The following is a 26062-nucleotide window of genomic DNA, read 5'->3' as shown; positions in this document are numbered from 1 at the left end:
CAACCAAATCATACATCACAATGATTTTTAGCAGATTACGTTCAAGTTGTACTGTCGTTCCTTGCCGGCTGGCCGGATACACAGTGGTGAAGCCATTCCACAGTGGCTTCGATTGCAGCTTCAAGCGCTGGGGTCGTGCCTTGGAAGGGATGGACGGTGTTGAAGGTATGCCCGGCGCCGTCTATGGTTATCCATTTTGCCCCGGTATAGTTCTGAACAAGCTTCGCCGATCCTTCACGGAATCCAGGCAGATCATCGGAACCTTGGACAAGAATAAGCGGAAAATCAGCATCCTTGATACGTTCTATCAGTGCGTATCTTTCCACGTTGGACTCCAAATCCTCCAGCATAGCTCGATCTAATGGCAAAGCCTCTTTAGTGCGGGCATTAATTACGGCAGAACGTCCAGATTGCCTCATTTCCTGCTTCTGCTGTTCCGTGAACAGATCCATATTCGTAACTCCGTTCCACGAAATCACGCCGCTAACTGCATGGGGATGATCAAGTGCATAGAGCAGGCAGGTGGCGCCGCCACGACTGTGGCCGAGCAGGTAAATAGGTGTATTTGGCAATACATCATATTCAATCCCCTCAGATATTATCCACTGGCCAAATTTTTCTGAACGAATCCAGTTGAAAAGAACGTCTATATCTTCTTGCTCTCGCTGATAGGTGTTCACAGCAAACCGCCCAGGCTCATCGAATCGATCGAGTGAGGGGCCCACACCGTTATATGTAAAATTAATGGTTAGGGTCAGAAGTCCGCTGCGTTCAGCCAATTGCTTGCCGACGTAAGGGAACATGCCCCAATCCTTGAATCCCTTGTAGCCATGGGCTACAAGAAGTACACCTGCTTTTGACTTCTCCTTCGGAACGAAGGTGCTGCCAGGAACGAAGGCATCGCCGCGCAATATGCGATCCTGCCCTTCCCATGTGAGCGTAAATGAATGTCTCATTAATCCGACCCCCTTGGTCTGACTATATCCAGCCATATTGTAACACAAAATTAGAAGAATGGAGCATGTCATTCCAATATATGTCTTGACATTTTTAGGCTGAAGAGTGTACTATGTGTACTAGTTTCAGTAGTACACTCTAAAATTTAATCAGGATCGATTGAATATATGAAAGGAGGCCGCCATGTTTCGATTACAAGAACACAGCGCTACCCCTATTTATGAGCAGATCGTCGAACAGATGAAAGCTCTGGTTGCACAGGGAGCGCTGCAAAGTGGAGACAAGGTGCCGTCCGTAAGGGAGTTGTCAACAATGCTGTTAGTGAATCCAAATACAGTAAGCAAGTCCTATCAAGAATTGGAGCGCCAAGGAGTCATCATAACGGTTCGGGGCAAGGGCACTTTCATTGCGGATACACCTGCTCCTCGCATGGCTCATGAACGAATGGCGAAGCTGAAGGATGAGTTGAACCGCATTGCCGTTGAAGCAAAGCATTTGGGGCTTGCTCGGAAAGAATTTATAGAGATGGTGGAGCAAGCTTCTGTGGAATGGTGGAGGGATGAATCATGATGCAAGTGACAGATGTCCATAAAGCGATTGATGGGAAACCGATCCTTCGCGGGGCAAGCTTTACGATAGAACCGGGAAAGATCACTGGATTAGTAGGACGCAATGGTGCTGGAAAAACTACGCTGCTGCGTACCTTGGTCGGGATTTACGATCCGGATCATGGCAGTGTCTTGTTTCATGGCACGGATATTCATAAACACGCAGCATGCAAGCAGGAGGTGGTATTCGTACCCGATGCCCCCACTGCGCTCGAAATGTATACGATACGTGAATGTGCTGCGTGGTATGGAATGATCTATCCGAACTTCGATCTGTTCTTTTTCACGTCGGCAATGGAACGATTCAAGCTGCCGATGAATAAGCGGGTTCGCACCTTGTCCAAAGGGATGAAAATGCTGTTCAGCACGGCGCTTGGACTGGCGACCAAGGCGAAATTAATCTTATTTGATGAGCCGACCAATGGTGTGGATGCTGTGGCTAAAAAGCAGCTGCTAAGCTTAATTGTGAACTCGCTTGATGAACATAACTCCATTGTGATTTCCTCACACATGCTTGGTGAGCTCGACCGGATGGCGGATACTGTAGTGCTGCTGCAGGAGGGAAGAACGGATGATGTATGGGAGCTGGAGCGACTGCGTGAGCGGATGAAAAAGATGCAGGTCGTATTCAATGGAGATAAGCCTCCAATGTGGCTGCATCGAGCGGATGTGTTCGTCTTACAGCAGGTTGGTCGGGTAAATACGGTCATCTTGGAAACCGATGAGGCGATGGCCGCATTGCAGGAATTGAATCCGCTTCTCGTCGATGAACTCCCATTGACATTAGAGGATTGGTTTATCGGAAAGGCGGGAGGTAACGACGATGAAGCATAGGCTGTTCGTAAAGGCGCTCTGGTGGAAGGAGTATCGCCATACGCGGGTATTGCTGTGGCTCATGCTGCTGGCAAGCTTTATGTCAATTGTATATCCACACATGCGGATGCTGTGGTTCTCTACACCTAAGGAAAAGGATGCATTTGTAAGATTTATAAAAAGGTATCCTGATGACGTTGCTTGGGACCTATTGAGAGATTATGGTGGTACCATGTTGTTGTTCTTAGTATTTGGAGGATTTTTATTGTCAATTTGGCAATTAGGCTATGAACGACGCAATTATGCCAGTGAACAGGTTTTTGCGCTTCCTTATCCAAGATGGTTGCAGTATATAACGAAATGGATGGTTGGCTGCACATATATTGTATTTGTTGTCGCGATTATCCTTGCACTCGATATTGCCATAATCAAGCTGTCGGAAATAGGGGAGTATGTGAACGTTGGAAGTTTCATTATACGCGGATTTCATATGGTTTTTGTTGCAGTGTCTACGTTTACGTTTTCAATGTTTATTGGTTCGTTTACAGGTTCATGGACGATGCAGGCTTCACTTTCAATTATTAGCTTGTTCCTATTTGAATTCTTCAAAATGATGCTGCAGCAACTCCTTTTTATTTTCATGATTACTCCGTCGTATACCACTTTAAAGACTCGAGGTACGGTGTGGGAGAATTTCAATATATCAAACTGGGTTTTACATGAAAATGGTAAGATTTTATTTGAAAATGGTAACTACCCTTACACAGTAGTGGCGGCTATCAGTATCGTCCTTTTTATCATAGGGACGTTGTTTTATTCGCGTAATCGACTTGAAAATAACGGAAAACTCATTATTTTCCCGTTTATTGAGAAAGCATTCATTTTATGCTTTGTCCTGTGTGCTTTACTGCTTGGCGGTAGTATCGGATATGATGCGCTGTCGCCAGGGAGAACCGGTTATATAGTTGGAGCAGCACTTGGTGGTGCTATTGGTTACCTGATCATTCGTACCCTTACTCATATGCGAGTTAGACTCTAGGTTGGAGGGAATGAGATGGTAAGTTGTTACACTTCCATCTCGCGGCAGAATTCCATAAAAGAGATTCACTGACAGGAGGTTCGTATCGTATGAGCACAGAAGCAGTCCTTCAGCTCCGCAATGTTACCAAACGAATTGGCAAGCGCACGATTGTAGATCAGATGTCCTTTGATGTCCCGGCAGGAGAGGTATTTGGATTTCTCGGGCCCAACGGTGCTGGCAAGACCACAACAATTCGTATGATTGTAGGCTTAATCTCAATGACATCTGGCGAAATCTATGTGAAAGGAATTCCTGTACATAAGCAATTCGAGCAGGCGATGACCCATATTGGCGCAATTGTGGAAAATCCAGAAATGTACAAGTTTTTAACAGGGTATCAAAATCTTGTGTATTACGGCAGACGGCACTCTGGCGTAACAACCGAACGGATTCATGAAGTAGTGAAGCTCGTAGGGTTGGAAAATCGCATTCATGAAAAAGTTAAGCGCTATTCACTCGGCATGCGTCAGCGGCTTGGGGTTGCTCAAGCGCTGCTGCACAAGCCCTCCATTCTAATTCTTGACGAGCCGACAAATGGCCTGGATCCTGCGGGAATCCGCGAACTGCGTGATTATTTGCGCAACTTGGCGCATAAGGAAGGCATCAGTATCGTCGTATCCTCTCATTTATTGTCTGAGATGGAACTGATGTGCGATCGAGTTGCAATAATTCAGACGGGCAAGTTAATTGATGTTCGATCTATTAAGCAATTAAAGGAGCAGGCGAACAATCAACATATCGTGATTGATGTCGACAATCCGAAGGAAGCCAGAGCGCTGCTGTCGATGATGATGGCCGATCTAAGTATGCAGATCGATGGCGGGCAGCTTCACGTTTCAGCGGGGCGCAAGCAAGTTCCAGAGCTGACAAGGGCGCTTGTGCATGCAGGCATCGATGTCTATGGCATTCATGCGGCGAATCAGTCACTGGAAGATCAATTCTTGGAGCTGACAGGAGGAGAGCATATTGTCTAGCTACTACAGCCTCATTCAGAACGAGAATATGAAAATCTATCGCCGTCCGCGTACGTGGGTCATGATTGGGCTATTAATGGCAGCCATTGTGCTGCTGACGTCCATTATGGAAATTGACCAAGATCCGCGCAGGGGAGAGGGCTGGCAGCAAAATTTGATTCAAACAAATGAACATTTGAAGCAGAAGCTGGCGGATAATAGTGGAGAGATAGATCCAGAAGCGAAGATGGAGATTGCGAATCAGATTCGCCTTAATGAATACCATTTGGAGCATCAGAGCAATCCGTATGCGTTGAACATATGGAGCATCGTGAATCTCTCTTCGAAGCTGATGTTTGTTGTCATTTTATTCACTGTTGTAGTCGCGGCAGACATGTTTGCCGCAGAGTATTCGTGGGGGACAATCAAGCTGCTGCTAGTCGGGCCCGCCTCGCGCACTCGCATATTATGTAGTAAGTATGCAGCGACTCTCCTATTCGCAGTAATGCTTACTATCGTTAACATTGCGTTTTCCTTCTTGGTAGGCGGCGTTATTGAGGGATTCGGCGAATTCTCTCAACCTCTCATCAGCATCGGACAAGAGGGTGCGATTGTGGAAAACCCAAGGCTGCTTGCCTTGGTGCAAGATTATGGCTTCGGTATCATTGAGCTAGTGATGTTCACGACATTGGCATTTATGATATCTGCCGCATTCCGCAGCTCGTCCATGGCTATCGCCTTTTCTTTGTGCTTCTTGATCGTTGGAGGCAATATGGCGGCATTGTTCGCCCATTACAATTGGGGGAAATATATATTGTTCGCAAACATCAATTTACGACCGTATTTCGAGGGGACGCCGCTGCGCCCGGATATGACGCTCGGATTTTCAATAGCCGTACTGCTTGTTTACTTTGTTGTTTTCCATGTCGTTTCATGGCTCACCTTTACCAAGAGAGATGTAGCAGGATAATAAAGCAACTGCAATTATCAAGTCCGCCTATATGATAGGCGGTTTTTTTATAGGTGCATATTTTGGTTGCTTCAACTTGCTGCCCCTTGGTTTTGTGTGATACCAGCAGTAATTGTTGTAGCCATTCGCCCATGTCCGTGCATATGCTGAAGCAGAGGCATCCCGCAAAGCTCCATTTCATAAGACTAGGGACATAAATACAGGTTCGGACAAGGGGTGACTTTTGCCATCTTAATTGTCTTCGAAAATTTGTTATACTGGAGTGTATGCAAGGATAAGTATAGATTATTAATGGCAAAGAGCTTGGCATCAATGAACGCTCTAGTGATGTTACTGGCTATAATGGAAGTAAAGTAAATGAATGAAATATGAACGCTGTATGAAAAAGATAGGTAAGGATGGAATCGCATGAATAACCTCATAGAACGGTATCATGAATTACGGAAATGGATTGCGGAAGATTCGATCAAACAAGGTGAATGGCTGAAGGAACATACTTATACCCGAATGGGTGGCAAGGCTGATTTGTATGTAACACCAGATAATTATGAGTCACTGCAGGTTGTCATTGACTATGCGCGACAGCACGATCTGCCGTTGACGATTCTTGGGTTTGGCTCCAATCTAATCGTCAAAGATGGAGGAATTCGAGGCATTGTCGTCAATTTGAACAAGTTAAACAAGATTGAGCGCAGTGGAGATCAGATCATTGCGCAAAGTGGTGCGGCGATTATCGACGTGTCGCGTGCGGCACGAGAGCATCATCTGTCTGGATTGGAATTCGCTTGTGGCATTCCGGGTTCCGTAGGTGGAGCATTGTACATGAATGCAGGAGCCTATGGCGGTGAGATTGCAGATGTATTGGAAAGTACATTAGTGCTTACTCCTGAAGGTGAACTGGTTCGACTCACGAAGGAGCAGCTCGAACTGGGTTACCGTCGCAGCAACATCGGCTCGAATGGATATATGGTTCTGGAAGCGACATTCTCGCTTACGCCAGGGGATTATGATGCAATTAAGGCAAAAATGGATGAACTGACATTTTTGCGCGAGTCTAAGCAGCCGCTTGAGTACCCGTCCTGCGGTAGTGTATTCAAGCGTCCTCCAGGGCATTATGCCGGTCAGCTCATTCAAGAATCCGGTTTGCAGGGGACGCGCATTGGCGGTGCGGAAGTATCAACTAAGCATGCTGGATTCATCGTCAATGTAGACAACGCGACTGCAAGTGAGTATATCTCGCTCATTCGCCACGTGCAGAAAACAGTCAACGAACGGTTCGGCGTCGAACTCGAAACCGAAGTGCGCATTATCGGCGAAGACGAATAGATCGATCAGTCGATAAATTGTGTGTAAACAGTATCTCGCCCCTTTTCTGTTGCAAGATGTTACAAGGTGTTGCAAAGAGTTGCAAAGACCCAAAAGCCAAAACAGCCAAAACAGCAGAAGAGGTACGGCATCGCGAACTGAATACTTAAATGGATGGAGCCCTATGGGACACCAGAGTGCAATTTCAGCTTGAATGGAATATCTCTGGCACACCTATAGGGCTCTTCATGTGTAATGAAGTTTGTTCTCCGTTCGTTGTCCTCATTTGATGGAAAAAGTGGCGGAATGTCCATTGTAAAGTGGACACACTTTTAGAAAAGAGATAAACTTCTCCTTACAGTTTGACTTCTATATATAGTGTTTTTGTTTTAATTATGCGCAATATATAGAAAAATTCCTTACTCAAATAACATATGCTACAATGTCCACCTTTGTATGGACATTTTTGTGGTTTGTCCTCCCTATAGATACATAGCACAAACAAAATGAATACCTACATATCTTGATATAACTAGATATGTTCGCATAGTTAATAAATGCTCAATTGCTTCGACGGTAATCTTGTGTCTAACCACGTAACTGTCTGCATACCTATTCGGATGACTATCGGCATGTTCGTCTATAGAGTATATGGTGCTCTTCTGCATACTAACGGTGTAATTGTCGATGGCATCTATTTTGTACATTAATCGCGTAACCGTCTATGGTTTCTAATCGATGTCTATTTACGTTCATTTTAAGGCGATTTTCCGCTATGTCTGCTCGTGAAACTATCCGATGTAGCTATTTATCCGACGTAGCTATGCATCCTAGAAGGAAGCAGGCTGCAGTACGCGGTGGAGCACACGGATCGTTCGTGCGACAATGTCGCGGACATCGTCTGGCGTGGCGCATAGCGGCAGCCAGAAGTAGAGGGTGTCCCCGAGCGGGCGGAGGATGAGTCCCTCCTCGAAGCCCGCCTCGTACATGCGCGCCCCGATGCGCAGCTCGCGCGGGAATGGTTTGCGGCGTTCGGCATCTTCGTACAGGTCGAACGCCGCAACGAGGCCGATCTGCCGCACATTTGCCACGTGGGGCAGATCGGCAATGCCGCGCATAGCCTCGCTGAGCGCGGCTATGGCGCCCTGCGCCTGTTCGAGCGTACGCTCCTCCTCGAACAGGCGCAGGGAGGCAAGGGCCACGGCGCACGCCACCGGATTGCCGGTGAAGCTGTGGCCGTGGAAAAATGTTTTCTGCGCCGCGTAATCATCATAGAACGCGGCGTAGATGCTGTCGCGGCACAGCGTAGCCGCGAGCGGCATGATGCCTGCGGTCAGCCCCTTGCTGAGGCACATAATATCGGGGCTGACCCCGGCGTGCTCACAGGCGAACATCCTGCCTGTTCGCCCGAACCCTGTTGCGACCTCGTCCGCAATGAGATGGACATCGTACGCCGAACACAACTCGCGCAAGCCCTGCATATAAGCTGCAGGCGTCATGATCATGCCGCCTGCACCCATCAGCATCGGCTCAACGAGAATACCCGCGATCGTATCTCCTTCGCGCTCGAACAGCTCGCGCACCGGCGCGAGTGCCGCTTCTGCGACCTCCTGTTCGCCAGCAGGCCCGGACATGCGCGCGGCGCGCATATCCGGCGCAGGCACACGGTGGGCATGGAACAGAAGCGGCTTGAACAGCGAATGATAGAGCGGTACGCCGCCTACACTTACCGCACCCAATGTATCTCCATGGTAACTGCCTTCCAAATAGACGAACTTCGTCTTCGACGAGCGTCCGATCTGCTGCCAATATTGGAAGGACATCTTAATGGCCACCTCCACGGCAGTCGAGCCATTATCCGAATAGAACACTTTATTGAGTCCTTCCGGGCTGATTTGCACCAGCTTTTCCGCAAGCTCAATGCCAGGGGCATGCGTTAATCCGCTGAACATGATGTGGTCAAATTGCTCCAACTGCTCAGCAATAGCTGCCTTGATGCGGGGATGCCCGTGTCCGTGCAAATTGCACCACCATGAAGACACGGTATCGTAGTAACGCCTCCCCTCCGCATCATACAGGTACATGCCTTCAGCTCGCTCAATCAGCACATGATCGCGTTCGGCATACTCCTTCATTTGGGTGAATGGATGCCAGACATAGATTCGATCCTTGTGCAGAAGCGCTCTCCTTCTTTCATTTTCCATTTTCTTACCAGCTCCTTAGCAACGAATGTTCATGCAGCGCCCATAATTGTTAACCTATTATATAAATTAAAGGTTAACAAAAGTAACCCCTCATAGCAATGCCCTTGAGGAAGAAAGATCAATTCAGACTAGACTACATCTACAGACGGAGCAGCTTATTCACCTGGAGAACGAATGAAAGATCATTCGGGGGGCGCTTGTTGTCGTAGAGATGATTAGGTATTATTTGACATATGAGGAGGGATGAATCGTGAACCCTGTTATTTACGAACTCGACCATGTGAGTCAAATGTATAAACGCGGCAAGGTAAAAGCAAATATAGATATTTCTTTGCAAGTACAGGACGGAGAAATTTTGGGCGTGCTGGGTCCGAATGGAGCAGGTAAATCGACGTTGATTAAGCAAATGATCGGGCACCTGAAGCCAACGGAAGGAAGGGTGCTATTCAAGGGTATGGATGTATCGCGCCATACGAAGCATGTGGCACAGCAGGTTGCCTATTTTTCGCAGGATCCGCATGTTTTGTCTGCGCTAAAAGCACAAGAAGCGCTGGAGTTTACTGGACGTCTGCGGGGAATGACAAAATCGGAAGCCCTAAGACAGTCAGCGGAGCTGCTGGAGATGATGGGATTGTTTGACTCTCGCCATAAGCAGCTAAAGCATTTGTCTGGCGGGCAACGGCGTATGATTGGCATCGGAACTGCATTGATCGGCCGCCTGCCAATCCTTATTTTCGACGAGCCGACGAATGAATTGGATCCCACGAACCGCCGCCTCGTATGGAATCTAATTAAGGAGCGCAATCGTGAAGGAGCAACCATTATCCTCGTTACACACAACGTGCTTGAGGCAGAGCAGGTAGTGGATCGAGTTGCAGTGGTCAATCATGGACGCTTGCTAGTAATTGATGCGGTTGCGAAGCTGAAGCAGAAGGTCGATCAGCGGCTCAAATTCGAGCTGACCACGGAATTCGGCTGCCGTGAGGCTGCTGAGCAGGCTTTGAGACAATGGGGGCAGCTTCATGTTGATGGCGAGAACCGGCTTCGTTTGCTCGTAGACAAATCAGAAGCGAGCCTTGTGCTTGATTATATTGTTCGTTCTCCTCACTTACCGATCGAAGAGTACGCGGTAAAGCCGCCAAGCTTGGAGGATGTATATTTCCATATAGATCGTCAAGCAGAGCAGGAGGTGCAGAAAGTATGAAATCAGAAGTAGCAAGCAGACCTGATATCGTCAGCCAGTCTGCGGTCAAAGCGGCAGTCCCGTTGGAAGGCACAAGAGGAATTGGTCGGCAATTGACAGAGTTCATGATCCTTACCCGAATTCAATACGCCAACATTCGCGATTCGTGGGCGTGGGTCCTTTTGATGGCAACGGTATTCCCATTTACGACCATGCTTTTCATGATTTCTTTTACAGACAATCCGAGTCATGAAGCGTTGGTTCGAATCGTTGCCGGAAACCTCATCTTCGGTATTATCGTCACGGGGATGAACTCCATGGGGCAGGAGATATCGTGGCAGAAGCATCAAGGTCATTTTACGTACTATTCTTCATTGCCGATATCCAAGCTGAACTTCGTAATCGCCAATATGCTGAAAGGCTTAATGAGTACCCTTCCTTCCTTTGTATTGCTTGCAGCAGTTGGAAAATGGGGGTACGGCATTGATTTTCAAATTACATGGGCGCTGCCGATTGTTGTGTTATTGTCCTTGACCAGTGTTGTCGGCGTAGGCGTAGGTATCGGCTTTTGGTCGCCGAATCATCAACTGACCAATATGCTTGTGCAGGTACTTATGATGTTCGTTACATTTCTGTCGCCTGTCATGGTCGAAATGCATCAGCTTCCATCAATGTTGCAGTGGGCGTCCTATATTTTCCCGACAACCTATGCGGCAGAGGCGATGCGGGGCGTGCTTTTGACAGGCTGGACGACAGATGTCATGCAGAACAGCATCGTATTGCTGGGGTACAGCATTGCATCGATTCTTGCCATCCATTATTTAGTGAAATGGCGTGTCGGAGAATAGGATTCACATGTTGTTCCGCAAGAGGCGCTGACGACCGTTATAGGTTGGGCAGCGCCTCTTGCATGTGATACAATTACCGCATAGATGATGTTGTGTATAGATTTGGAAGTTCATGTTTTGCGATGAATATTAAATCTAGAAGCTGCATGGAAGGAGAGGTTCAGGATGATACATGGATTGGGGCATGACATTATCGAAATCGAGCGTGTAAACAAGCTGCTGCATGATCATATAGGTATACGATTTATTGCTCGCATACTAACAGAGCGGGAACAGGCAGTTTATGCGGCTAAGGGTGGACGTCAGGTTGAATTTGCCGCTGGTCGTTTTGCTGCGAAGGAAGCGATCGTCAAGGCTTTTGGCACAGGTATCGGGGAAGTGATCTCCTTTCAGGATATCGAAATTTTGCCGAATCAGCTTGGCAAGCCGATAGCCCGTCTCAGTAAGGCTGCATGGCAGCGGCTTGGCTTGTCCAGCAGCGAATATCGAATTCACCTCAGCATCTCGCATCAGCCGAGCATTGCGTCGGCACAGGCTATAGTAGAATGGCGTACGTCTGATACATAGTGAAAATGGGGGGGCAAGATGATGATACAGGAAGAAGTGCTTCTGGAGGTATGCGACTACATTGGATGTGACAGATCGGAGCTGCGTCAAATTGGAGGATATTTTCATAACGTCTTTGAGGCCGCTATAGTGGGGAGTAGTCCCGTTATTGTGAAGGTGTATGAGTATGGCACTCATCATGCAGAGCGAATTCAGTCTGAAGTCGAATGGGTGCAATATCTCCATGAACGCGGCATTTCTGTTGCTCCACCGGTGCTGCTGCGAGGCCAGCTTGTTCATTCTTTGCCGACTCATTTTTTTACTATATATGAAAAAGCCTTAGGCCAGCCTATCCAACACCAGAACGAACAATTGTGGAACGAACGCTTTTTCAAAGATTGGGGAGCAGCTCTAGCGCAGTTGCATACGGCTGCAGAAGCCTATGAAGGGCCTTCTCTTGTACGCCCGCATTGGCATGAGCATGAACTGTACAAGAAGGAGGATCTGCAAGTCGATCCCATTGTACTGGCAAAATGGAAGGAATGCTGCAGATGGATGTCTGAGCAGCCTGTTACCTCAGCCGAATATGGATTAATTCACGGGGATCTTCATCAGAATAATCTTCTCGTCGAACGGAACTCCCCGGTAATCATAGACTTCGGAGACAGCGAGTATCATTGGTACGCCTATGATGTGGCAATTGCCATCTATCATGCAGTCTCCACTGTGCAAGCTCCAGAAGAGAGGCGAAACTTCGCCGAACAGTTCTATCACGCATTGATGGAAGGCTATTCACGATTTCGCTCCACAAACCTAATTACACCACGATTGAATGACTTCATTGATTTTCGACATGTATATTCCTATATATACCATTGTACCTATGCAGATTTCAGCAAGCTAACTGACAAGCAGACCCACTTTTTGAACGATATGAGACAATCCATTGGCGAGCACAAGAGCTACCTAGGATTTATACTTGTATGATTGGAAAAGCGTAGAACTCAAGCATACCAAGCATGCATGATCAGGAACAGAACGTGATGCAGTGCACCAAAGCAATTGTATAACAATGCATAGCAATTATAAAGAATAAATGAAATCGAATTCATTGTGAGCATGATAAGTATCTCGTTTATGGTATTGGCAGGGAGGATGCCGCAGCAGCAGCTAGATTTGCGATGAGCTCTAAACAGGTAGAGGCTGGCCATTCTGATCAATCAGGGCAACAATTGAGAATCAATAGATAAGGGAGCCTCCTTAGGAGCCTCCCTTACTTTATTTTAATTTCATCATGTTATGTATACAAGTAATGCTCTATGCTTTATCATTTCGCTTCAAGATTGTCTACATACTGCTTCGCTTCAACGAGTGACATGCCGAGCACTTCTCTCGCTTTTTTGATGGCGGATACTTTCTTGCCTTCGCGAATAAGCTGTATCACCTCATCGTGAGCGGGGTGGGGAGGCAGGCCTTCTTGGCCTCTTTACTATTATAGTTGAAAATAAAGGCCAATCAAAGCAAAAGACGGCTTTCCGCCGTCTTGTTACATTGCCAAGATATTTCTAGTGCAGAAGTATGAACTACTTTTTGCTGGTGAGCCAATCGGCAATTTTGTCGATCTCTTCCTTTTCCAGACGTCCGCCTTGTGCAGGCATGAGCTTTCCGCCATTTTCAATCGTATTTGCAATTTCATCCTTCGTCAGCTTGCTGCCGATCTTTTGTAGGTTTGACTCTGGCCCCATCATCCCCTGCATCTCAGTGCCGTGACACTGCATGCAATTGTTTTTATATAGCGTGACAACTTCTTCCGGCCCTTCAAGCGCCGCTGATTCTTTGGCATTTCCTGAGCTGCTCTCATTGCCGCCGCTTGCTCCACCGCCGCATCCGGCAAGCAGTCCAAGCAGGGCAATACCAGCGATGATTGGCATGAAGCGTGTGTACATTCGACGTTTTGGCACGAACGATGCCCTCCATTTCTATTGGGACATTTCTTTACTATAAGTATAGAAATTCCAGTACCCCTCCTGCAAGCTCTGATGTGGATTGTTGGCAGAACGTTCACAACTGGCTCCCTTCATGTATAATGGGCAGGGAGACTACGAATATACCATATAGACCTGCTAGAAATTGTATAGAAAAGAGATAAGAGACAGGAGGCCGTCATGGACGAGCAAAAGAGATATTTCAGCCGCGAGCTTCTGCTCTGGTATCGGGCGAATAAGAGGGATCTGCCTTGGCGGCGTCAATCGAATCCCTATTACACATGGGTATCTGAAATTATGCTGCAGCAGACGCGTGTAGAGACAGTAAAGCCGTATTTCGAACGTTTTATCGGGAAATTCCCTACCGTCGAGGCATTGGCGGATGCGCCTGAAGAGGAAGTGCTGAAGGCATGGGAAGGGCTCGGATACTATTCCCGGGCGCGTAATTTACAGGCTGCGGCACGGGAAGTGAAGGAAAAATACAGCGGACAAGTCCCCGATGACAAAGCAAAGGTGTCCGCGTTAAAAGGCATTGGGCCTTATACATCCGGTGCGATTATGAGCATCGCCTTCAATCGGCCGGAGCCGGCCGTGGATGGCAATGTGATGCGGGTGCTGTCGCGTTATTTCCGTCTGCATGACGATATTGCGAAGCCATCTACGCGCGTGCATATGGAGCATTTAGCGCAGGAGCTTATTCCGGAAGGCTGCGCATCGGACTTTAACCAGGCATTGATGGAGCTTGGCGCGTTAGTATGTACGCCGAAATCCCCTTCATGTCTGCTCTGCCCGGTTATGGAGCATTGCGAAGGCCGCATGGCTGGAGAAGAACTCATTCTGCCGATCAAGACAAAAGCCAAGCCGCCGAAACCGGAGCTGCGATATGCAGTATTGATCGAGGGTACAGGGGAGCATGAGGGCAAGGTGCTCGTGCGTCAGCGGCCGGATACCGGTTTGCTGGCGAAAATGTGGGAGCTGCCTCATATTCTTGTGCCGAAGCAGGTGGGCATTGTCGGGATGAGCGACACAGAGTCGTTCGCGATTCTGCATCATTCTTTGTTGGCAGAAGGGTTAGACGTTGTGCCGATTGAGCATTGGATGGACGCAGAGCATACGTTCAGCCACATCCATTGGCAGATGCGCGTATATCGCTGTACTCTGCGTAGCTTGAAGCCGAAGGACAATACAGTATATACATGGGCGGGCCCGGAAGAGATGGAGGAACTTGCTTTTCCGAATGTATTCGTCCGATTGTTAAAAAATCGCTTTCAGTAATCCATTTAGTTACTTTCGTGGCATATATTCTGGTGTAAATATTAAAGATTTACTAGACAAATTAAAGGGTGCTTGCCGTTTAGGCGGAAGTTCCCTTTTTTCTATTTCGTAAACGTTTACAATGGTCACGACAACATTGTGGAAGCGTTACCAAAGTTAGGAGATACTTCGGATACGCTCGTTGAGACATTGGATTTGTCGACATCAAGAGAAAGATCGTCACTTTGGAGGGGATTCTAAATGAAACGATTGAAACCGACTATACTTTCCCGAGGTCAGATAAAACGCAAATTTGCCTTGATGCTCAGCACGGCGATGATCGCCGGGTCGCTTGTAGGCTTTGCAGGTCAGGCGGAGGCTGCGCAGCCGCTTTCCTCATACTGGTATCCGAATACGCTCTTGTCGTGGTCGGCACAGACTGACAAGGATGCGGCATTCAACCGCAGCTCTGTAAAGCTGGACACTTCCCGTGTGCAGGGAGCGAAGGTGAACCCGAATGCGAAGACAGACGCGAAAGTTATGGCGCTTGCTTCGATGTACAAAAATACGAGCGGTGCGCCATCGCAAGGCAATGACAACTTCCATGGCTATGCGTTCAGCTACTGGCAGTATGTAGACAAGCTGATTATGTGGGGCGGCTCTGCCGGGGAAGGCTTGATCGTTCCTCCGAGTGCGGACGTAATTGATGCAGCGCACAAGAATGGTGTACCGGTATATGGCACTGTATTTCTTCCACAAAAGGAGCACGGCGGAAAAATCGAATGGATGCGTGATCTGATCCAGCAGCGTGAGGACGGAACATTCCCGGTTGCAGATAAGCTGATTGAAGTTGCAAAATATTATGGCTTCGATGGCTGGTTCATTAACCAGGAGACACAGGGCGGCACACCGGAAGATGCGCAGAACATGCAGAAGTTTTTGAAATATTTGCAGAAAATTAAGCCTTCTAATATGGAAATTATCTGGTATGACTCCATGGTGAAGGATGGTCCTGTGAAGTGGCAAGGTGGACTGACGGACAATAATAAAATGTTCTTCCAAGACGGGGAAGAGCGCGTAGCGGACAATATGTTCATCGATTTCCGTTGGCAGTTCAAGAAGGAAGGCAAGTATGATTTCATAACGCCATTCCAGAACTCGCCGAAGATAGCTGAGCAATTGAAGCGGGATCGCCATGAATTGTTTGCGGGCATGGACTTGGAAGGCGGCGGCGGATATCAAGGCGAGTACAACTTCCCGGTATTGTTCCCGGAAGGACAGGATGCGGTGACATCGCTTGGTTTGTATCGCCCGGACTGGGCGTTCAATACGACAAAGACGAATGATGAATTCATGCAAAAGGAGCAGCGTCTATGGGTAGGCGACAGCCTCGATCCTTCCAAGACGAAGGCCAATGATTGGGCTTGGCGCGGCATTGCGCATGATATCGTAGATAAGACGGTCATTACGAAATCGGATTTCGTGACGCATTTCAATACGGGTAACGGAACGCAGTTCAGCGTGTTCGGCAAGAAGGTTCGCGACCGTGAATGGTTTAACCGCAGTTTGCAGGACATTTTACCGACTTGGCGCTGGATGGTGGATGAATCAGGTCAGAAGATTGCACCTAGTTTCGACTTCACGGATTCCTTCTATGGCGGCAGTTCCTTGAAGCTTCAAGGCAAGGTTGCAGAAGGCGCATCCTCCAATGTGAAGCTGTACAAGACGGATGTAAAGGCAACTTCTACTTTGCAAATGTCGCTTACATATCGGTCAAACGATCCGAAATCTGCTAATTTGAACATTGGCGTTGCGTTTGAGGGAGCACCGGATACGTATACATTCGTGAAGCCTTCTACAACGAAGGCTGCTGGCGCGAAGGGCGACTGGACTCAGGCTACCTATGACTTGAGCCCATATGCTGGCAAAAAAATCGTTGGCGTATCCATTCAAGTAGAGGGCAAGGTCAATGACAATCTATACGAAGCGAATGTAGGAGAGCTTACAATTCGTGATCAGAATGACAAGGCGCCTGCTCTCGGTCAAGTATCAGATGTTCGTGTGATCGAAAATGACGTTCGCGACGGCATTTATGCAGATGCTCGCTTGACATGGACAGCGCTTGGCGATGATGTGCAGTACTATCAAGTGTATCGCGTGAAGCCGGACGGCTCCCGTGAGTTCATGGGCGCAACAGGCAACAATTATTACTATGTGTCTGAAATGAAGCGCAACGGTATGGAGGAGACGACACAACTGGCAGTTGTTCCTGTGAACCGTCACTATGAAGAAGGACGAATGGCAATGACTTCGTTCGATTGGCCTGAATACCCGTCCCCTAAGGCAGACTTCGAGGCCGATAAGACGTTCGTGGCGCCAGGGGAAGAAGTTCAGTTGACGGATAAATCCTCTGAAGTGACAACAGAATGGGAATGGAGCTTCCCGGGAGGAACACCTGAAACGAGCAAGGAACGCAATCCGAAGGTAAGCTTCGCGAAAGAAGGCACGTACGAAGTGAAGTTGATCGCGAAAAACGCGGTCGGTGAAGATGTGATGACGAAGTCGCAGCTTATTACAATATCGAAGGATGCAGCTTTCCGTGCTGAGGACTTGGCCAAGGGTGCAAAAACGGAAGCATCCAGCTTCGTTAATGATAGTGAGGCGCCCCAGTTCGCCGTTGATGGCGAAATGCATACAAAATGGTGTGCTGTCGGCGATGAAAAGCATTGGCTGAAGGTTGATTTGGGCAAGGAGTACGATGTAACGCAATTTATCGTGCACCATGCGGAAGCAGGCGGTGAATCCGCTTCCTTCAACACACGCGCATTTACGATCCAACTCAGCACAGACGGCGAGAATTGGACGGATGCTGTGAAGGTAACGGACAACGAGAAGGGTACATCCAAGCATGCGATTGCCAAAACAAAAGCACGCTATGCACGCCTTAACGTAGAGAAAGCAACACAAGGCGGAGATACAGCAGCTCGTATTTACGGCTTCGAGGTGCAAGGCATTAAGAATGTGTCTGCCCAATAATAGGTGTCAAAGATTTAATCGAGTCTTCCGACTCCCGCCGACTTTGGTCGGTGGGAAGTTGGGAGGCTTTTTTTATGCCATGTTTGTTTGATTTATCAAGGCACTGGGCAGGAATGTAATTGGGTTAAAATATAATAACGTTTCATTTATGTTATATTGATTATATTCTGATTATCATGTACTTTGATGAACAGCGTAAAATGAAGCGAGAAGCATCACATAAATAAGAATTGAAAGAGCAACTAATCGAAAATGGATCGCAGCACAACGAGGTGTGCAGGCGATGCACTCTATCGAATCGATTAGCTTGATTAATGAAATGACAGAGGATAAAGGGGCGACATGAAATGGCTGAGCGTATTATTCTTCCTTTCGGAGATCCGATATTGCGCAAAAAGTGCAAGCCGGTAACGGAGCTGAATGCACGCACGATATCGCTGCTGAATGATATGAAGGATACTTTATATGCGAAGAAGGGGAGAGCGGAACTCGCTGCACCCCAGATCGGGATTTTGCGTCGTGTCATCGTCATGGACGTTGGAGATGGCTTGATCGAACTGATTAACCCTGAGGTGGTAGAGACGGCCGGCGAGCAAGAAGGGATGGAAGCCTGCTTGTCCTATCCTGGATACTACGGCAGAGTAAAGCGATACCAGTATATTAGAATAACAACGATGAACCGAGACGGTGAGACCGTTACTTTAGAAGGCGAAGATTTCCTCGCACGCTGCATCCAGCATGAAATGGATCATTTGGACGGCGTGCTGTTCATTGATCGGGTCGAGGATGACTATCTTGTTCATGGAGCGAATCATCAGCATTTGCCGCTGCTCCATGCATTAAAGCTGGCATCACCCGAACAGCATGCCTAAGGGGATCGTTCATGCATTTCAAATATCGGCAAGCAACTCATCGATTAAACTCATTGCCGAAGTATGCACGTTGGATAACGATAGTACTATGTAAGGTGTCTTTCATTATTGAAGCGGCGGGGTTATATATAAAGAAGCACGGAAGGGTTGAGGTGAGGATGGTGCGGGAGCACTGTCCTTTTTTCGTCCATACGGGGATTTCCGACCGTAACCCATTATTCAATCCGTTCCTAAACATGGGAAATTTGAAGCTGGGATAGAAGTTGGCAGCAGCCCCACTATGGAAGCGGAACATCGCTCTTGTATCGTTCTTGCAAGTTGCTAGCGATAGAGCAAGGCTTGCTGCTCCGTTCAAGTGAATGGTGAAATGAACCTTTGCAAGAGCAGCAAGGATGAATTAACTATTTAGTCCGCATCAGCTTTGGGAGAGTATCTTATATACCTGCTGCAAGTCTTCTTATGCAGTAATTTTATCGAGTATCATCAAGGCCGCACCGATGGCCAGCGCCTCATCGCCATAGCTGCCCTTGCTGAATACGACCTGATACTGCGGATAATGATAGGTTTTGCGAATCGCAGTTTGCGTTGCAGTATAGAAAAATAAATCATTCGCGCTCATGAGCGGCCCGCCTAATACCACCTTCTCCGGATGGAGTATATTGAGCAGGTTCGCAAGCCCGATGCCGAAATAAGTAGCCGCCTGCGTAACGATCTCTGTGGCAAGCGGATCACGCCGCTGCAAAGCCTCCATAATATGTGCATAGGTGACAGTGTTCCCTGAACCGGCTATTTGCTCAAGCAGACTGCGGCGGCCCATACGGATGAGCGCATTCGCTTCCCGTTCGATGGCATATATAGTGGCATAGGACTCCAGACAGCCGTAGTTGCCGTCTCCAGTACGAGGGGGAATGCCATCAGCCTGAATGATCATTTGTCCAAGCGAGCCTTCCATATCGACAGCACCGTAAATAAGCTTCCCTTCAGACATCATTGCAGAGCGCAGTCCAATGCCAACATGCACATACAGCATATGCTGTACATCTCTGGAACGATTGGCCCATGCTTCTGCCTTTATCGCTGTATTTGCTCCATTATCGAGCATAATGGGGATGTTCAATTGACGTTCCAGTTCACTGACAATAGAGACATTCTCCCAGCCTGAAGACGGGAAGAAGCTTGGCTGCAGAATCGTTCCTGCAAATCGATCCAGCGGACCGACAGCGCCAATGCCAAAACCGATAATTTTGTCCGTGCTGAGCTTATGCGTACTCATCCATTGCTTAATCTGCTTCGTTACTTCCACTATTACATATTCCGGCGTCATATGGGCAGTCATAGGCCATTCCGCCGTGTCGATTTTGTTTCCTGCTGCATTGAGCATGACAAGACGGGAAGAGGTGCGGGAAATATCCAGACCGAAGGCATATCCGTAGTCAGGAACGACACGGTACAGAATGGGTCTGCGCCCGCCGGTAGAAGCACCGAAGCCGCACTCCGCGATTAACCCGAGCGCAGTCAGTTCCTCCAGTACACGCGTCAGCGTACTAACGGTAAGCCCACTGTACTGGAGCAAATCCAGCTTTGATATTTCATCTGTGCGTCGGATGAATTGAAATACTTCCTTCGCTTTGGAGGAAGCGATATGTTGTTCCAAAGATTTATCCATAAATAACAATCCCCGCTATTCCTGACAATAGAATGACGGCTATTGGATGGAGCTTCAACTTCATCAGCGCAAGCAGCGCACAAGCGAAAATTGCGACTGGAAGAAGTGAAGACAATGTCCACGTTGCTGCAAGCCCGGAAGGCATCGCCATATTGACCGCTGCGTAAGCGATCAAGGCAATTACGGCTGGCTTCATGCCGTCAAGTGCAGACTGCACCCAATGATTATCATACACGCGGTAGAAAATAGTGGCAATAAGCAGCATGATGATGGCCGAAGGCAAGACTACGCCAAGCGATGCGACGATGCTGCCGATCCAGCCTGATGCAGTATACCCCACGTATACAGCACTGTTCATGGCAATGGGTCCGGGAGCCATGCCGGCAAGCGAGATAGCCTCGGTATATTGTTCGGCTGTCATCCATTGATGGGACAATGCCTCATGCTCAATGACGGGCAGCATCGCATAACCGCCGCCGAAGGAGACGAATCCGAGTTTAAAAAAGTCCAAAATAATTCCCATAGCATGGTGCATCCTTCCTTCTCGTTCGAATATGGGAGGCTGATACAGCGTCTTATACCGCTCGATTGCTGCGTTGCTTAGTCTGGCGGGAGCGAGATGCACTGCTGCCTGAACGTGGGGGCTTGGAGTGGTCATGCGGATGATTTCGCAGAAAGCTGCCGCGGTTCACCCATTCAAGTACAATACCGGCGAATGCGCCAAGGACTAAGACAAGAATGGGATGGATCGATGTCCAAAACAGCAGCGCAAGTGAGGTGAGAGTGATTCCCCAAGCGAAGCCATGGTGCAAAGTGCGTGAGCCAAGTCGAATCGCTGCATACACGATGAGTGCAACGACAGCAGGCTTAATACCGGTCAACGCAGCCTGAACATACGGTTGGTCGCGAAATCCAGCTGCTCCTATGCATAAAAGCAGAATAATTGCGATGGTAGGCAAAGAGATGCCGATAACTGCAGCAGCTAAGCCAGATAACCCAGCAATTCGGTAGCCGACAAGAGCGGCGACATTAACGCCTATCCCGCCAGGGGCCGCCCCTGCAAGAGCTGTAATCTCTCCCATATCGTCTTCTTGTAGCCATTGACGCTTCTCCGCAATTTCTCGCTCAATGACGGGCAATATCGCATAACCGCCACCGAAGGTAGTCGGCCCAATTTTGCTAAAGGTCAAGAATAGCTGAAGGAGAAGAGAGCGCTTGTTCACGTGCAGCGCGGGACGGTGATCGTGTTGGTTCATGGAGTTCCTCATCCCTTCGTTTCAATCGTATTATAGCGTTAGTATATCGTACTTAATTTCATTTTGGAATAAACTTTTCGAAAATGTATAATTGACTGTATGTGATGAGTGCGATAAATTGAGGGGAATGGTTTCTTAAAAGGAGTTTATTCTATTTTGAAATTATGATGACGGGCTTGCGATTAGGGGATGGGAAATGTGGAGATGCGGGTGTAATTCTCGTTCATGTTAAAAAATGAAGGTTTTTGCTGCATTCTGATGTAACCGCCTTCATTGTTTACGTATATAAGGAAGGCTGTAGAAAGTTCAGTAAACTTGTGGCAGGGGGCTTCTATATATTAATATGGAATTATTAACGTAAGAAAGCAGGCAGCGTGTGCAACCGGAAGCGGGAGCCGATGCCAGAGGGGGTACATTGGATAAACGAATATCTCTCGGGCTGTATGTTCTCGCTGCTGTAATCATCTTGATGTACCATGAGAAGCTGCTTGCTATGCTTCGCCATTTGGAGCCTGGTACAGGTACGCTCGTCATTTTGTTTTTGACTGCTGTCGCCATATCCTTAGTTCCTGTGATTCCTTTCGGTGTTGTGGCAGGAATTATTGGCGCCGCTTATGGTTTCTGGATCGGGGGCTGGATCAATGTGGCGGCCTCGACATTAGGTGCTGCATTCATGTTCCTGGCTGTGCGATGCGGAATGTCTAAGCAGGGAAGACAAGCTATGGAACGAATTCACTTGTTGCGAAGCTTTAATCAATTAATGGAACACAACGCGTTCGCAGCTGTGCTTATCGGACGGATGATTCCCATTATCCCGGCTGTGGCAATTAATGCGTATGCGGCGATGCTAGCTATCCCGCTGCGAACCTTCATGGTGGCAACGGTACTGGGGAAGCTGCCCGTTATGTTCTTGTTTGCCTATGTCGGGGAGCAATTGCTTCAAGACTGGACAAGGATTCCGGTCGTTTTGCTTCTATATGCCGTGTATGTAGCTGGCATTTATGGAATACATCGAGTCGTAGAGAGAAGCCGGACAAGGCGTAGTCGCACGTAGCGGCATAAGAATCGCGATTATATTGTTATGGAGGAAAAGTGGAACATGTCCAACATCGTATCAAACATTACACAGCTCATTGGCAATACACCCTTAATGGAGCTAAACAATTATAACCGCAAGCATGACCTTGGGGCGAGAATTGTCGCGAAGCTGGAAGCATTCAATCCAGGCGGAAGCGTGAAGGATCGGATTGGCTATGCGATGATCAAGGCTGCCGAAGAGCAGGGGATTATCGACCGCAGCTCGGTTATTATCGAACCGACGAGCGGCAACACGGGCATTGCATTGGCGAGTGCCGCGGCTGCACTTGGATATCGAATTATTATAACGCTGCCGGATACGTACAGTGTAGAGCGCATTAAGATGATGAAGGCGCTAGGGGCGGAGTTAGTGCTTACACCTGGGTCAGAAGGCATGCAGGGTGCTATTCGGAAGGCGGAGGAACTTGCGGAAAGCATCCCGAATTCGTTCATTCCGCAACAATTTGATAATAAGGCGAATCCAGAAGTGCACCAGAAGACAACAGCACAGGAAATATGGCGCGATACAGATGGAGAAGTGGATATTTTCGTTGCTGGGGTCGGCACTGGCGGTACGATCAGCGGTGTGGGCCGTGTTTTGAAGGAAAACAAGCCATCGGTACGAATTACAGCGGTTGAGCCTGCTGATTCACCGGTTCTATCAGGTGGGAATCGGGGGCCGCATATGATACAAGGGATTGGCGCGGGCTTCGTTCCAAATACATTCGACCGCAATATTGTTGATGAAATTATTCGCGTGACGAATGAAGAAGCATTCGCTGCAGCGCGTGAGTTGGCGAAGCAGGAGGGCTTCTTAGTTGGGATTTCCTCCGGCGCTGCTTTGGCAGCAGCAACACAGTTGGCAAAGCGACCGTCGAATGCAGGCAAGATGATCGTGGTGCTTCTTCCGGATACGGGGGAGCGATATCTGTCAACGCCGCTGTTCGAGAACTAAGAGTTGAGTCGGCTTCCTATAGACAACAAAACAGCCGTCCTGAGGCAAAAGACTGCCAGGGGACGGCTGTTTTTTATTCCCGATTACTTGTTCAAAGCATCTTCGTAACGTTTTTCAACTGCTGGCCAGTTCACAACGTTCCAGAATGCAGCGATGTAGTCAGGGCGTTTGTTTTGGTATTTCAAGTAGTATGCATGCTCCCATACATCCAAGCCAAGGATAGGCGTTTTGCCTTCCATAACCGGGCTGTCTTGGTTAGGCAAGCTGTATACGGACAATTTGCCGTCAGCATCTACTGCAAGCCATGCCCAGCCGCTGCCGAAGCGTGTAGCTGCAGCCTTTGCAAAATCTTCTTTGAATTTGTCCAAGCCGCCAAGCTCATTGTTGATGGCATCAGCCAATTTGCCGGAAGGCTGGCCGCCGCCGTTAGGGCCGATGATTTCCCAGAACAAGGAGTGGTTCGCATGGCCGCCGCCATTGTTGCGTACCGCTGTACGGATGTTCTCAGGAACAGCATCCAAGTTAGCGATCAGTTCGTTTACAGATTTATCTTGCAATTCTGGAGCAGATTCCAAAGCTGAGTTCAAGTTCGTCACATAGGTGTTGTGGTGACGATCGTGGTGAATCATCATTGTTGTTTCGTCGAAATGTGGTTCCAAAGCATTGTTGGCATAAGGAAGAGCTGGTAATTGATGTGCCATTGTGTCATACCTCCTAATTAATTATGTAGCATCTTATCTACTTCTAACCTAATTAAACATGAACCGGAAGAATAAATCAACATAAATGTTGCAAAAGTAGGCGTTGAAAAAAAGGCCTTCGATAGCGAACAGTTGTTGTTTGACCGCCACCGCTATCATATTACCCGAAAATGGGTGGTTTCAAACAAATGTTCTGTTGGGGAAGGGTTGATTATGACTTGAAATGAATGCGAATTCTTTACAATTTCTATAATGTTTTCATTCTTTATGTAATGTAAACGCTTTAAATAAAGCGTTTACAAGAGAATTCGGGAGATTTTTCGATCTTTTTTATGGAAGTTGCATGATAAAGAAGGATTTTCGCGATTTTTGTCGTATTTGTAAAGGTATTGCACAATCTATTGTAGATAACCCACAAGATACAGATTTAATGTAAAGGCGTAGAAAGGTGTTAGACAGAGAGACAACCGATCACGAAACCAAGCTCAGGATGAGGGAGAGTAAGTCATGAATGTTCGATCCTTTCGTTTGTCGGATTATCTTCCGGCAACCCAGTTGTTGAAGGAATCGCTGTCAGATGAATGTTGTGAGAAGACGCTGGAAGCATTCGCGCGTCAGTTATCGTTGGACGGAGAGCTTGTGCTCATCGCAGAACATGAAGAAGCTAGCGGAGAGCAAGCCATTGTCGGACTTGTCATCGGAACCGTTGATCGTAACAACGGCTACTATTACCGCCTTGCCGTACATCCGGATTATCGCAATCGGGGAGTAGGCAAAGCATTGGTAGCGGGATTGGAGCAGAAATTCCAACAACGCCGCGTCAAAAACATTATGATTGCTGTGGACGAGCATACAGAAGTCGTATTGCCATGGTTTGAGGCTTTGGGATACGGAGCAAAGGATATGCTGCGCTCCCTTTCACAGTTGCGTATTGTTGCAGGCTAACGCTGCGCAATTCTACTTGCAGATGAATTGCGAGGTTGCAATTGGCCTCACTCGGAACAGAGTGGCGATACACGATTGATTATAGCCAAACATTGTACAAGGAAGCATATCTTCTCAACCGTTGCATTCGGGTGAAAGATATGCTTTTCTATTAATAAAGCGAAATGAACGCAAAGCCGAGGAATTAGCATGAATCGTTATGAGGAAGCTCTTGTGAAAAGTTTCAAGCACGACGGTCACCTGCATCGGGTATGGCTCGAAAATTGGCTTGTGCCTGCAACGATGCGGCATCCTGATCATGTGAAGGAAGACATGTATGTCCTCATCAACAGTCAGACGCCGATTCGGGAGTCGGATGGGAAGCAGTGGGTTAGCAAGATTCCTGCTGTTACATTTTTTATCCCGAAGCAGTGGTTCAACGTAGTTGCTCTAATTGAGGAATGCGGTGTTCGGTATTATTGCAATATAGCATCGCCTCCGTATCGGTGTGGCAATATTTTCACTTATATTGACTATGATTTGGATGTCATTCGCATGACGGATGGGCAGGTTCAGGTAGTAGATCAGGATGAGTATGAGCACAATCGCTTAGCCTATCATTACCCAGAGCTTGTCGAGCAGAAGGTGAAGGCTGGCCTGGATCGGGTATTGGAGTACATTAAGGAGAGTCGTACTCCTTTCCATGATGACACGGTACGTTGGTATTACGAAGAATGGAAGCAGTTGTTAGACGAAGCTCGTGAATAATAGCGGGTATCACGCTCGGTGAACGGCGCCTGTTCCAAGAATTCGTTTTCTGGAATGCAAGGTGCCGTTTCCGATGTTAGCGGCTGGTGTAAGCAGGCTA

Annotated in this window: 25 protein-coding genes; 17 read left to right on the top strand and 8 right to left on the bottom strand. The window is 48.0% G+C overall.

Annotated elements, in window-relative coordinates:
• Positions 1–41: 41 nt before the first annotated feature.
• Positions 42–956 (bottom strand): alpha/beta hydrolase family protein, encoded by a 915-nt coding sequence (locus PAV_RS02785; protein ID WP_005543354.1) that lies wholly within the window; start codon positions 954–956, stop codon positions 42–44.
• 184 nt (positions 957–1140) lie between these two features.
• Here PAV_RS02785 and PAV_RS02780 point away from each other — a divergent pair, with 184 nt between their 5' ends.
• The 6 genes from PAV_RS02780 to murB all read left to right on the top strand — a co-directional run bounded on the left by PAV_RS02780 (position 1141) and on the right by murB (position 6708).
• The gene (locus PAV_RS02780) at positions 1141–1527 is read left to right on the top strand and encodes a GntR family transcriptional regulator (protein ID WP_005543353.1); all 387 of its coding nucleotides are present in this window, start codon (positions 1141–1143) and stop codon (positions 1525–1527) included.
• The gene (locus PAV_RS02775) at positions 1524–2399 is read left to right on the top strand and encodes an ABC transporter ATP-binding protein (protein ID WP_005543352.1); all 876 of its coding nucleotides are present in this window, start codon (positions 1524–1526) and stop codon (positions 2397–2399) included. Before PAV_RS02780 ends, PAV_RS02775 begins: the two co-directional genes overlap by 4 nt.
• Positions 2389–3417: a hypothetical protein gene (locus PAV_RS02770; protein ID WP_005543351.1), complete on the top strand. Its 1029-nt coding sequence runs from the start codon at positions 2389–2391 to the stop codon at positions 3415–3417. The genes PAV_RS02775 and PAV_RS02770 overlap by 11 nt, the downstream gene beginning before the upstream one ends.
• Positions 3418–3506: 89 nt before the next feature.
• The gene (locus PAV_RS02765; protein WP_005543350.1) at positions 3507–4433 is read left to right on the top strand and encodes an ABC transporter ATP-binding protein; all 927 of its coding nucleotides are present in this window, start codon (positions 3507–3509) and stop codon (positions 4431–4433) included.
• Positions 4426–5382, top strand: a complete 957-nt coding sequence (locus tag PAV_RS02760) for an ABC transporter permease (protein ID WP_005543349.1) — start codon at positions 4426–4428, stop codon at positions 5380–5382. The genes PAV_RS02765 and PAV_RS02760 overlap by 8 nt, the downstream gene beginning before the upstream one ends.
• A gap of 408 nt (positions 5383–5790) precedes the next feature.
• Complete coding sequence (murB, locus tag PAV_RS02755; protein ID WP_005543348.1) at positions 5791–6708, top strand: UDP-N-acetylmuramate dehydrogenase; 918 nt, start codon at positions 5791–5793, stop codon at positions 6706–6708.
• An 809-nt stretch (positions 6709–7517) separates the two neighbouring features.
• Here murB and bioA read toward each other — a convergent pair.
• Positions 7518–8891, bottom strand: a complete 1374-nt coding sequence (bioA, locus tag PAV_RS02750; RefSeq protein WP_005543347.1) for an adenosylmethionine--8-amino-7-oxononanoate transaminase — start codon at positions 8889–8891, stop codon at positions 7518–7520.
• A 250-nt stretch (positions 8892–9141) separates the two neighbouring features.
• On the opposite strand from bioA, the gene PAV_RS02745 reads away from it, so the two are divergent.
• The 4 genes from PAV_RS02745 to PAV_RS02730 all read left to right on the top strand — a co-directional run bounded on the left by PAV_RS02745 (position 9142) and on the right by PAV_RS02730 (position 12455).
• Entirely contained in the window at positions 9142–10095 is a 954-nt protein-coding gene (locus tag PAV_RS02745; protein WP_005543346.1) for an ABC transporter ATP-binding protein, read from the top strand.
• The gene (locus PAV_RS02740; protein WP_005543345.1) at positions 10092–10922 is read left to right on the top strand and encodes an ABC transporter permease; all 831 of its coding nucleotides are present in this window, start codon (positions 10092–10094) and stop codon (positions 10920–10922) included. Before PAV_RS02745 ends, PAV_RS02740 begins: the two co-directional genes overlap by 4 nt.
• Before the next feature lie 165 nt (positions 10923–11087).
• Positions 11088–11489, top strand: coding sequence for a holo-ACP synthase (gene acpS, locus PAV_RS02735; RefSeq protein ID WP_005543344.1), 402 nt, complete (start codon positions 11088–11090; stop codon positions 11487–11489).
• Positions 11490–11507: 18 nt separating this feature from the next.
• Positions 11508–12455 (top strand): phosphotransferase enzyme family protein, encoded by a 948-nt coding sequence (locus PAV_RS02730; protein ID WP_005543342.1) that lies wholly within the window; start codon positions 11508–11510, stop codon positions 12453–12455.
• A gap of 340 nt (positions 12456–12795) precedes the next feature.
• Here PAV_RS02730 and PAV_RS33100 read toward each other — a convergent pair whose 3' ends face one another.
• Complete coding sequence (locus tag PAV_RS33100) at positions 12796–12912, bottom strand: ribosomal protein L7/L12 (protein ID WP_238555729.1); 117 nt, start codon at positions 12910–12912, stop codon at positions 12796–12798.
• A gap of 139 nt (positions 12913–13051) precedes the next feature.
• The gene (locus PAV_RS02725) at positions 13052–13429 is read right to left on the bottom strand and encodes a c-type cytochrome (protein WP_005543341.1); all 378 of its coding nucleotides are present in this window, start codon (positions 13427–13429) and stop codon (positions 13052–13054) included.
• 204 nt (positions 13430–13633) lie between these two features.
• On the opposite strand from PAV_RS02725, the gene mutY reads away from it, so the two are divergent.
• The 3 genes from mutY (at position 13634) to def (ending at position 18615) form a co-directional block, all read left to right on the top strand.
• Positions 13634–14728, top strand: a complete 1095-nt coding sequence (gene mutY, locus PAV_RS02720) for an A/G-specific adenine glycosylase (RefSeq protein ID WP_005543339.1) — start codon at positions 13634–13636, stop codon at positions 14726–14728.
• Positions 14729–14968: 240 nt separating this feature from the next.
• Positions 14969–17743 (top strand): endo-beta-N-acetylglucosaminidase, encoded by a 2775-nt coding sequence (locus PAV_RS02715; protein ID WP_005543338.1) that lies wholly within the window; start codon positions 14969–14971, stop codon positions 17741–17743.
• A gap of 347 nt (positions 17744–18090) precedes the next feature.
• Complete coding sequence (def, locus tag PAV_RS02710) at positions 18091–18615, top strand: peptide deformylase (RefSeq protein ID WP_005543337.1); 525 nt, start codon at positions 18091–18093, stop codon at positions 18613–18615.
• Between the two features lie 457 nt (positions 18616–19072).
• On the opposite strand, the gene PAV_RS02700 is transcribed toward def, so the two are convergent.
• The 3 genes from PAV_RS02700 to PAV_RS02690 are packed head-to-tail and all read right to left on the bottom strand — an operon-like array spanning position 19073 to position 21537.
• Complete coding sequence (locus tag PAV_RS02700; RefSeq protein ID WP_005543336.1) at positions 19073–20281, bottom strand: ROK family protein; 1209 nt, start codon at positions 20279–20281, stop codon at positions 19073–19075.
• Positions 20274–20804, bottom strand: a complete 531-nt coding sequence (locus PAV_RS02695) for a chromate transporter (protein WP_005543335.1) — start codon at positions 20802–20804, stop codon at positions 20274–20276. The genes PAV_RS02700 and PAV_RS02695 overlap by 8 nt, the downstream gene beginning before the upstream one ends.
• A gap of 52 nt (positions 20805–20856) precedes the next feature.
• The gene (locus tag PAV_RS02690; protein WP_005543334.1) at positions 20857–21537 is read right to left on the bottom strand and encodes a chromate transporter; all 681 of its coding nucleotides are present in this window, start codon (positions 21535–21537) and stop codon (positions 20857–20859) included.
• 415 nt (positions 21538–21952) lie between these two features.
• On the opposite strand from PAV_RS02690, the gene PAV_RS02685 reads away from it, so the two are divergent.
• Together PAV_RS02685 and cysK are read left to right on the top strand one after the other, a co-directional pair.
• Positions 21953–22591: a TVP38/TMEM64 family protein gene (locus PAV_RS02685; protein ID WP_157266553.1), complete on the top strand. Its 639-nt coding sequence runs from the start codon at positions 21953–21955 to the stop codon at positions 22589–22591.
• A 45-nt stretch (positions 22592–22636) separates the two neighbouring features.
• Positions 22637–23569: a cysteine synthase A gene (cysK, locus tag PAV_RS02680; RefSeq protein ID WP_005543332.1), complete on the top strand. Its 933-nt coding sequence runs from the start codon at positions 22637–22639 to the stop codon at positions 23567–23569.
• Between the two features lie 83 nt (positions 23570–23652).
• Here cysK and PAV_RS02675 read toward each other — a convergent pair whose 3' ends face one another.
• Positions 23653–24270, bottom strand: coding sequence for a superoxide dismutase (locus PAV_RS02675; RefSeq protein WP_005543331.1), 618 nt, complete (start codon positions 24268–24270; stop codon positions 23653–23655).
• A gap of 507 nt (positions 24271–24777) precedes the next feature.
• On the opposite strand from PAV_RS02675, the gene PAV_RS02670 reads away from it, so the two are divergent.
• Together PAV_RS02670 and PAV_RS02665 are read left to right on the top strand one after the other, a co-directional pair.
• Positions 24778–25215, top strand: a complete 438-nt coding sequence (locus PAV_RS02670; protein ID WP_005543330.1) for a GNAT family N-acetyltransferase — start codon at positions 24778–24780, stop codon at positions 25213–25215.
• A 189-nt stretch (positions 25216–25404) separates the two neighbouring features.
• Positions 25405–25962 carry a DUF402 domain-containing protein gene (locus PAV_RS02665; protein ID WP_005543328.1) on the top strand — a complete coding sequence of 186 codons (558 nt, stop codon included), beginning with the start codon at positions 25405–25407 and terminating at the stop codon, positions 25960–25962.
• Positions 25963–26062: the final 100 nt, after the last annotated feature.

The organism is Paenibacillus alvei DSM 29 (assembly GCF_000293805.1).
Taxonomy (GTDB): domain Bacteria; phylum Bacillota; class Bacilli; order Paenibacillales; family Paenibacillaceae; genus Paenibacillus_B; species Paenibacillus_B alvei.
Note: the sequence above shows the minus strand (reverse complement) of the source record. Positions and strands in the feature narration are given on the sequence as shown.

What these genes read in the sequence shown, in the direction of transcription:
- mutY (WP_005543339.1), top strand. Translation starts at nt 13,634, where the DNA reads ATGGACGAGCAAAAGAGATATTTCAGCCGCGAGCTTCTGCTCTGGTAT.
- PAV_RS02775 (WP_005543352.1), top strand. Translation starts at nt 1,524, where the DNA reads ATGATGCAAGTGACAGATGTCCATAAAGCGATTGATGGGAAACCGATC.
- def (WP_005543337.1), top strand. Translation starts at nt 18,091, where the DNA reads ATGGCTGAGCGTATTATTCTTCCTTTCGGAGATCCGATATTGCGCAAA.
- bioA (WP_005543347.1), bottom strand. Translation starts at nt 8,891, where the DNA reads ATGGAAAATGAAAGAAGGAGAGCGCTTCTGCACAAGGATCGAATCTAT.
- acpS (WP_005543344.1), top strand. Translation starts at nt 11,088, where the DNA reads ATGATACATGGATTGGGGCATGACATTATCGAAATCGAGCGTGTAAAC.
- PAV_RS02780 (WP_005543353.1), top strand. Translation starts at nt 1,141, where the DNA reads ATGTTTCGATTACAAGAACACAGCGCTACCCCTATTTATGAGCAGATC.
- PAV_RS02670 (WP_005543330.1), top strand. Translation starts at nt 24,778, where the DNA reads ATGAATGTTCGATCCTTTCGTTTGTCGGATTATCTTCCGGCAACCCAG.
- PAV_RS02665 (WP_005543328.1), top strand. Translation starts at nt 25,405, where the DNA reads ATGAATCGTTATGAGGAAGCTCTTGTGAAAAGTTTCAAGCACGACGGT.
- cysK (WP_005543332.1), top strand. Translation starts at nt 22,637, where the DNA reads ATGTCCAACATCGTATCAAACATTACACAGCTCATTGGCAATACACCC.
- PAV_RS02730 (WP_005543342.1), top strand. Translation starts at nt 11,508, where the DNA reads ATGATGATACAGGAAGAAGTGCTTCTGGAGGTATGCGACTACATTGGA.
- murB (WP_005543348.1), top strand. Translation starts at nt 5,791, where the DNA reads ATGAATAACCTCATAGAACGGTATCATGAATTACGGAAATGGATTGCG.
- PAV_RS02785 (WP_005543354.1), bottom strand. Translation starts at nt 956, where the DNA reads ATGAGACATTCATTTACGCTCACATGGGAAGGGCAGGATCGCATATTG.
- PAV_RS02770 (WP_005543351.1), top strand. Translation starts at nt 2,389, where the DNA reads ATGAAGCATAGGCTGTTCGTAAAGGCGCTCTGGTGGAAGGAGTATCGC.
- PAV_RS02765 (WP_005543350.1), top strand. Translation starts at nt 3,507, where the DNA reads ATGAGCACAGAAGCAGTCCTTCAGCTCCGCAATGTTACCAAACGAATT.
- PAV_RS02675 (WP_005543331.1), bottom strand. Translation starts at nt 24,270, where the DNA reads ATGGCACATCAATTACCAGCTCTTCCTTATGCCAACAATGCTTTGGAA.
- PAV_RS02690 (WP_005543334.1), bottom strand. Translation starts at nt 21,537, where the DNA reads ATGAACCAACACGATCACCGTCCCGCGCTGCACGTGAACAAGCGCTCT.
- PAV_RS02700 (WP_005543336.1), bottom strand. Translation starts at nt 20,281, where the DNA reads ATGGATAAATCTTTGGAACAACATATCGCTTCCTCCAAAGCGAAGGAA.
- PAV_RS02740 (WP_005543345.1), top strand. Translation starts at nt 10,092, where the DNA reads ATGAAATCAGAAGTAGCAAGCAGACCTGATATCGTCAGCCAGTCTGCG.
- PAV_RS02695 (WP_005543335.1), bottom strand. Translation starts at nt 20,804, where the DNA reads ATGGGAATTATTTTGGACTTTTTTAAACTCGGATTCGTCTCCTTCGGC.
- PAV_RS02715 (WP_005543338.1), top strand. Translation starts at nt 14,969, where the DNA reads ATGAAACGATTGAAACCGACTATACTTTCCCGAGGTCAGATAAAACGC.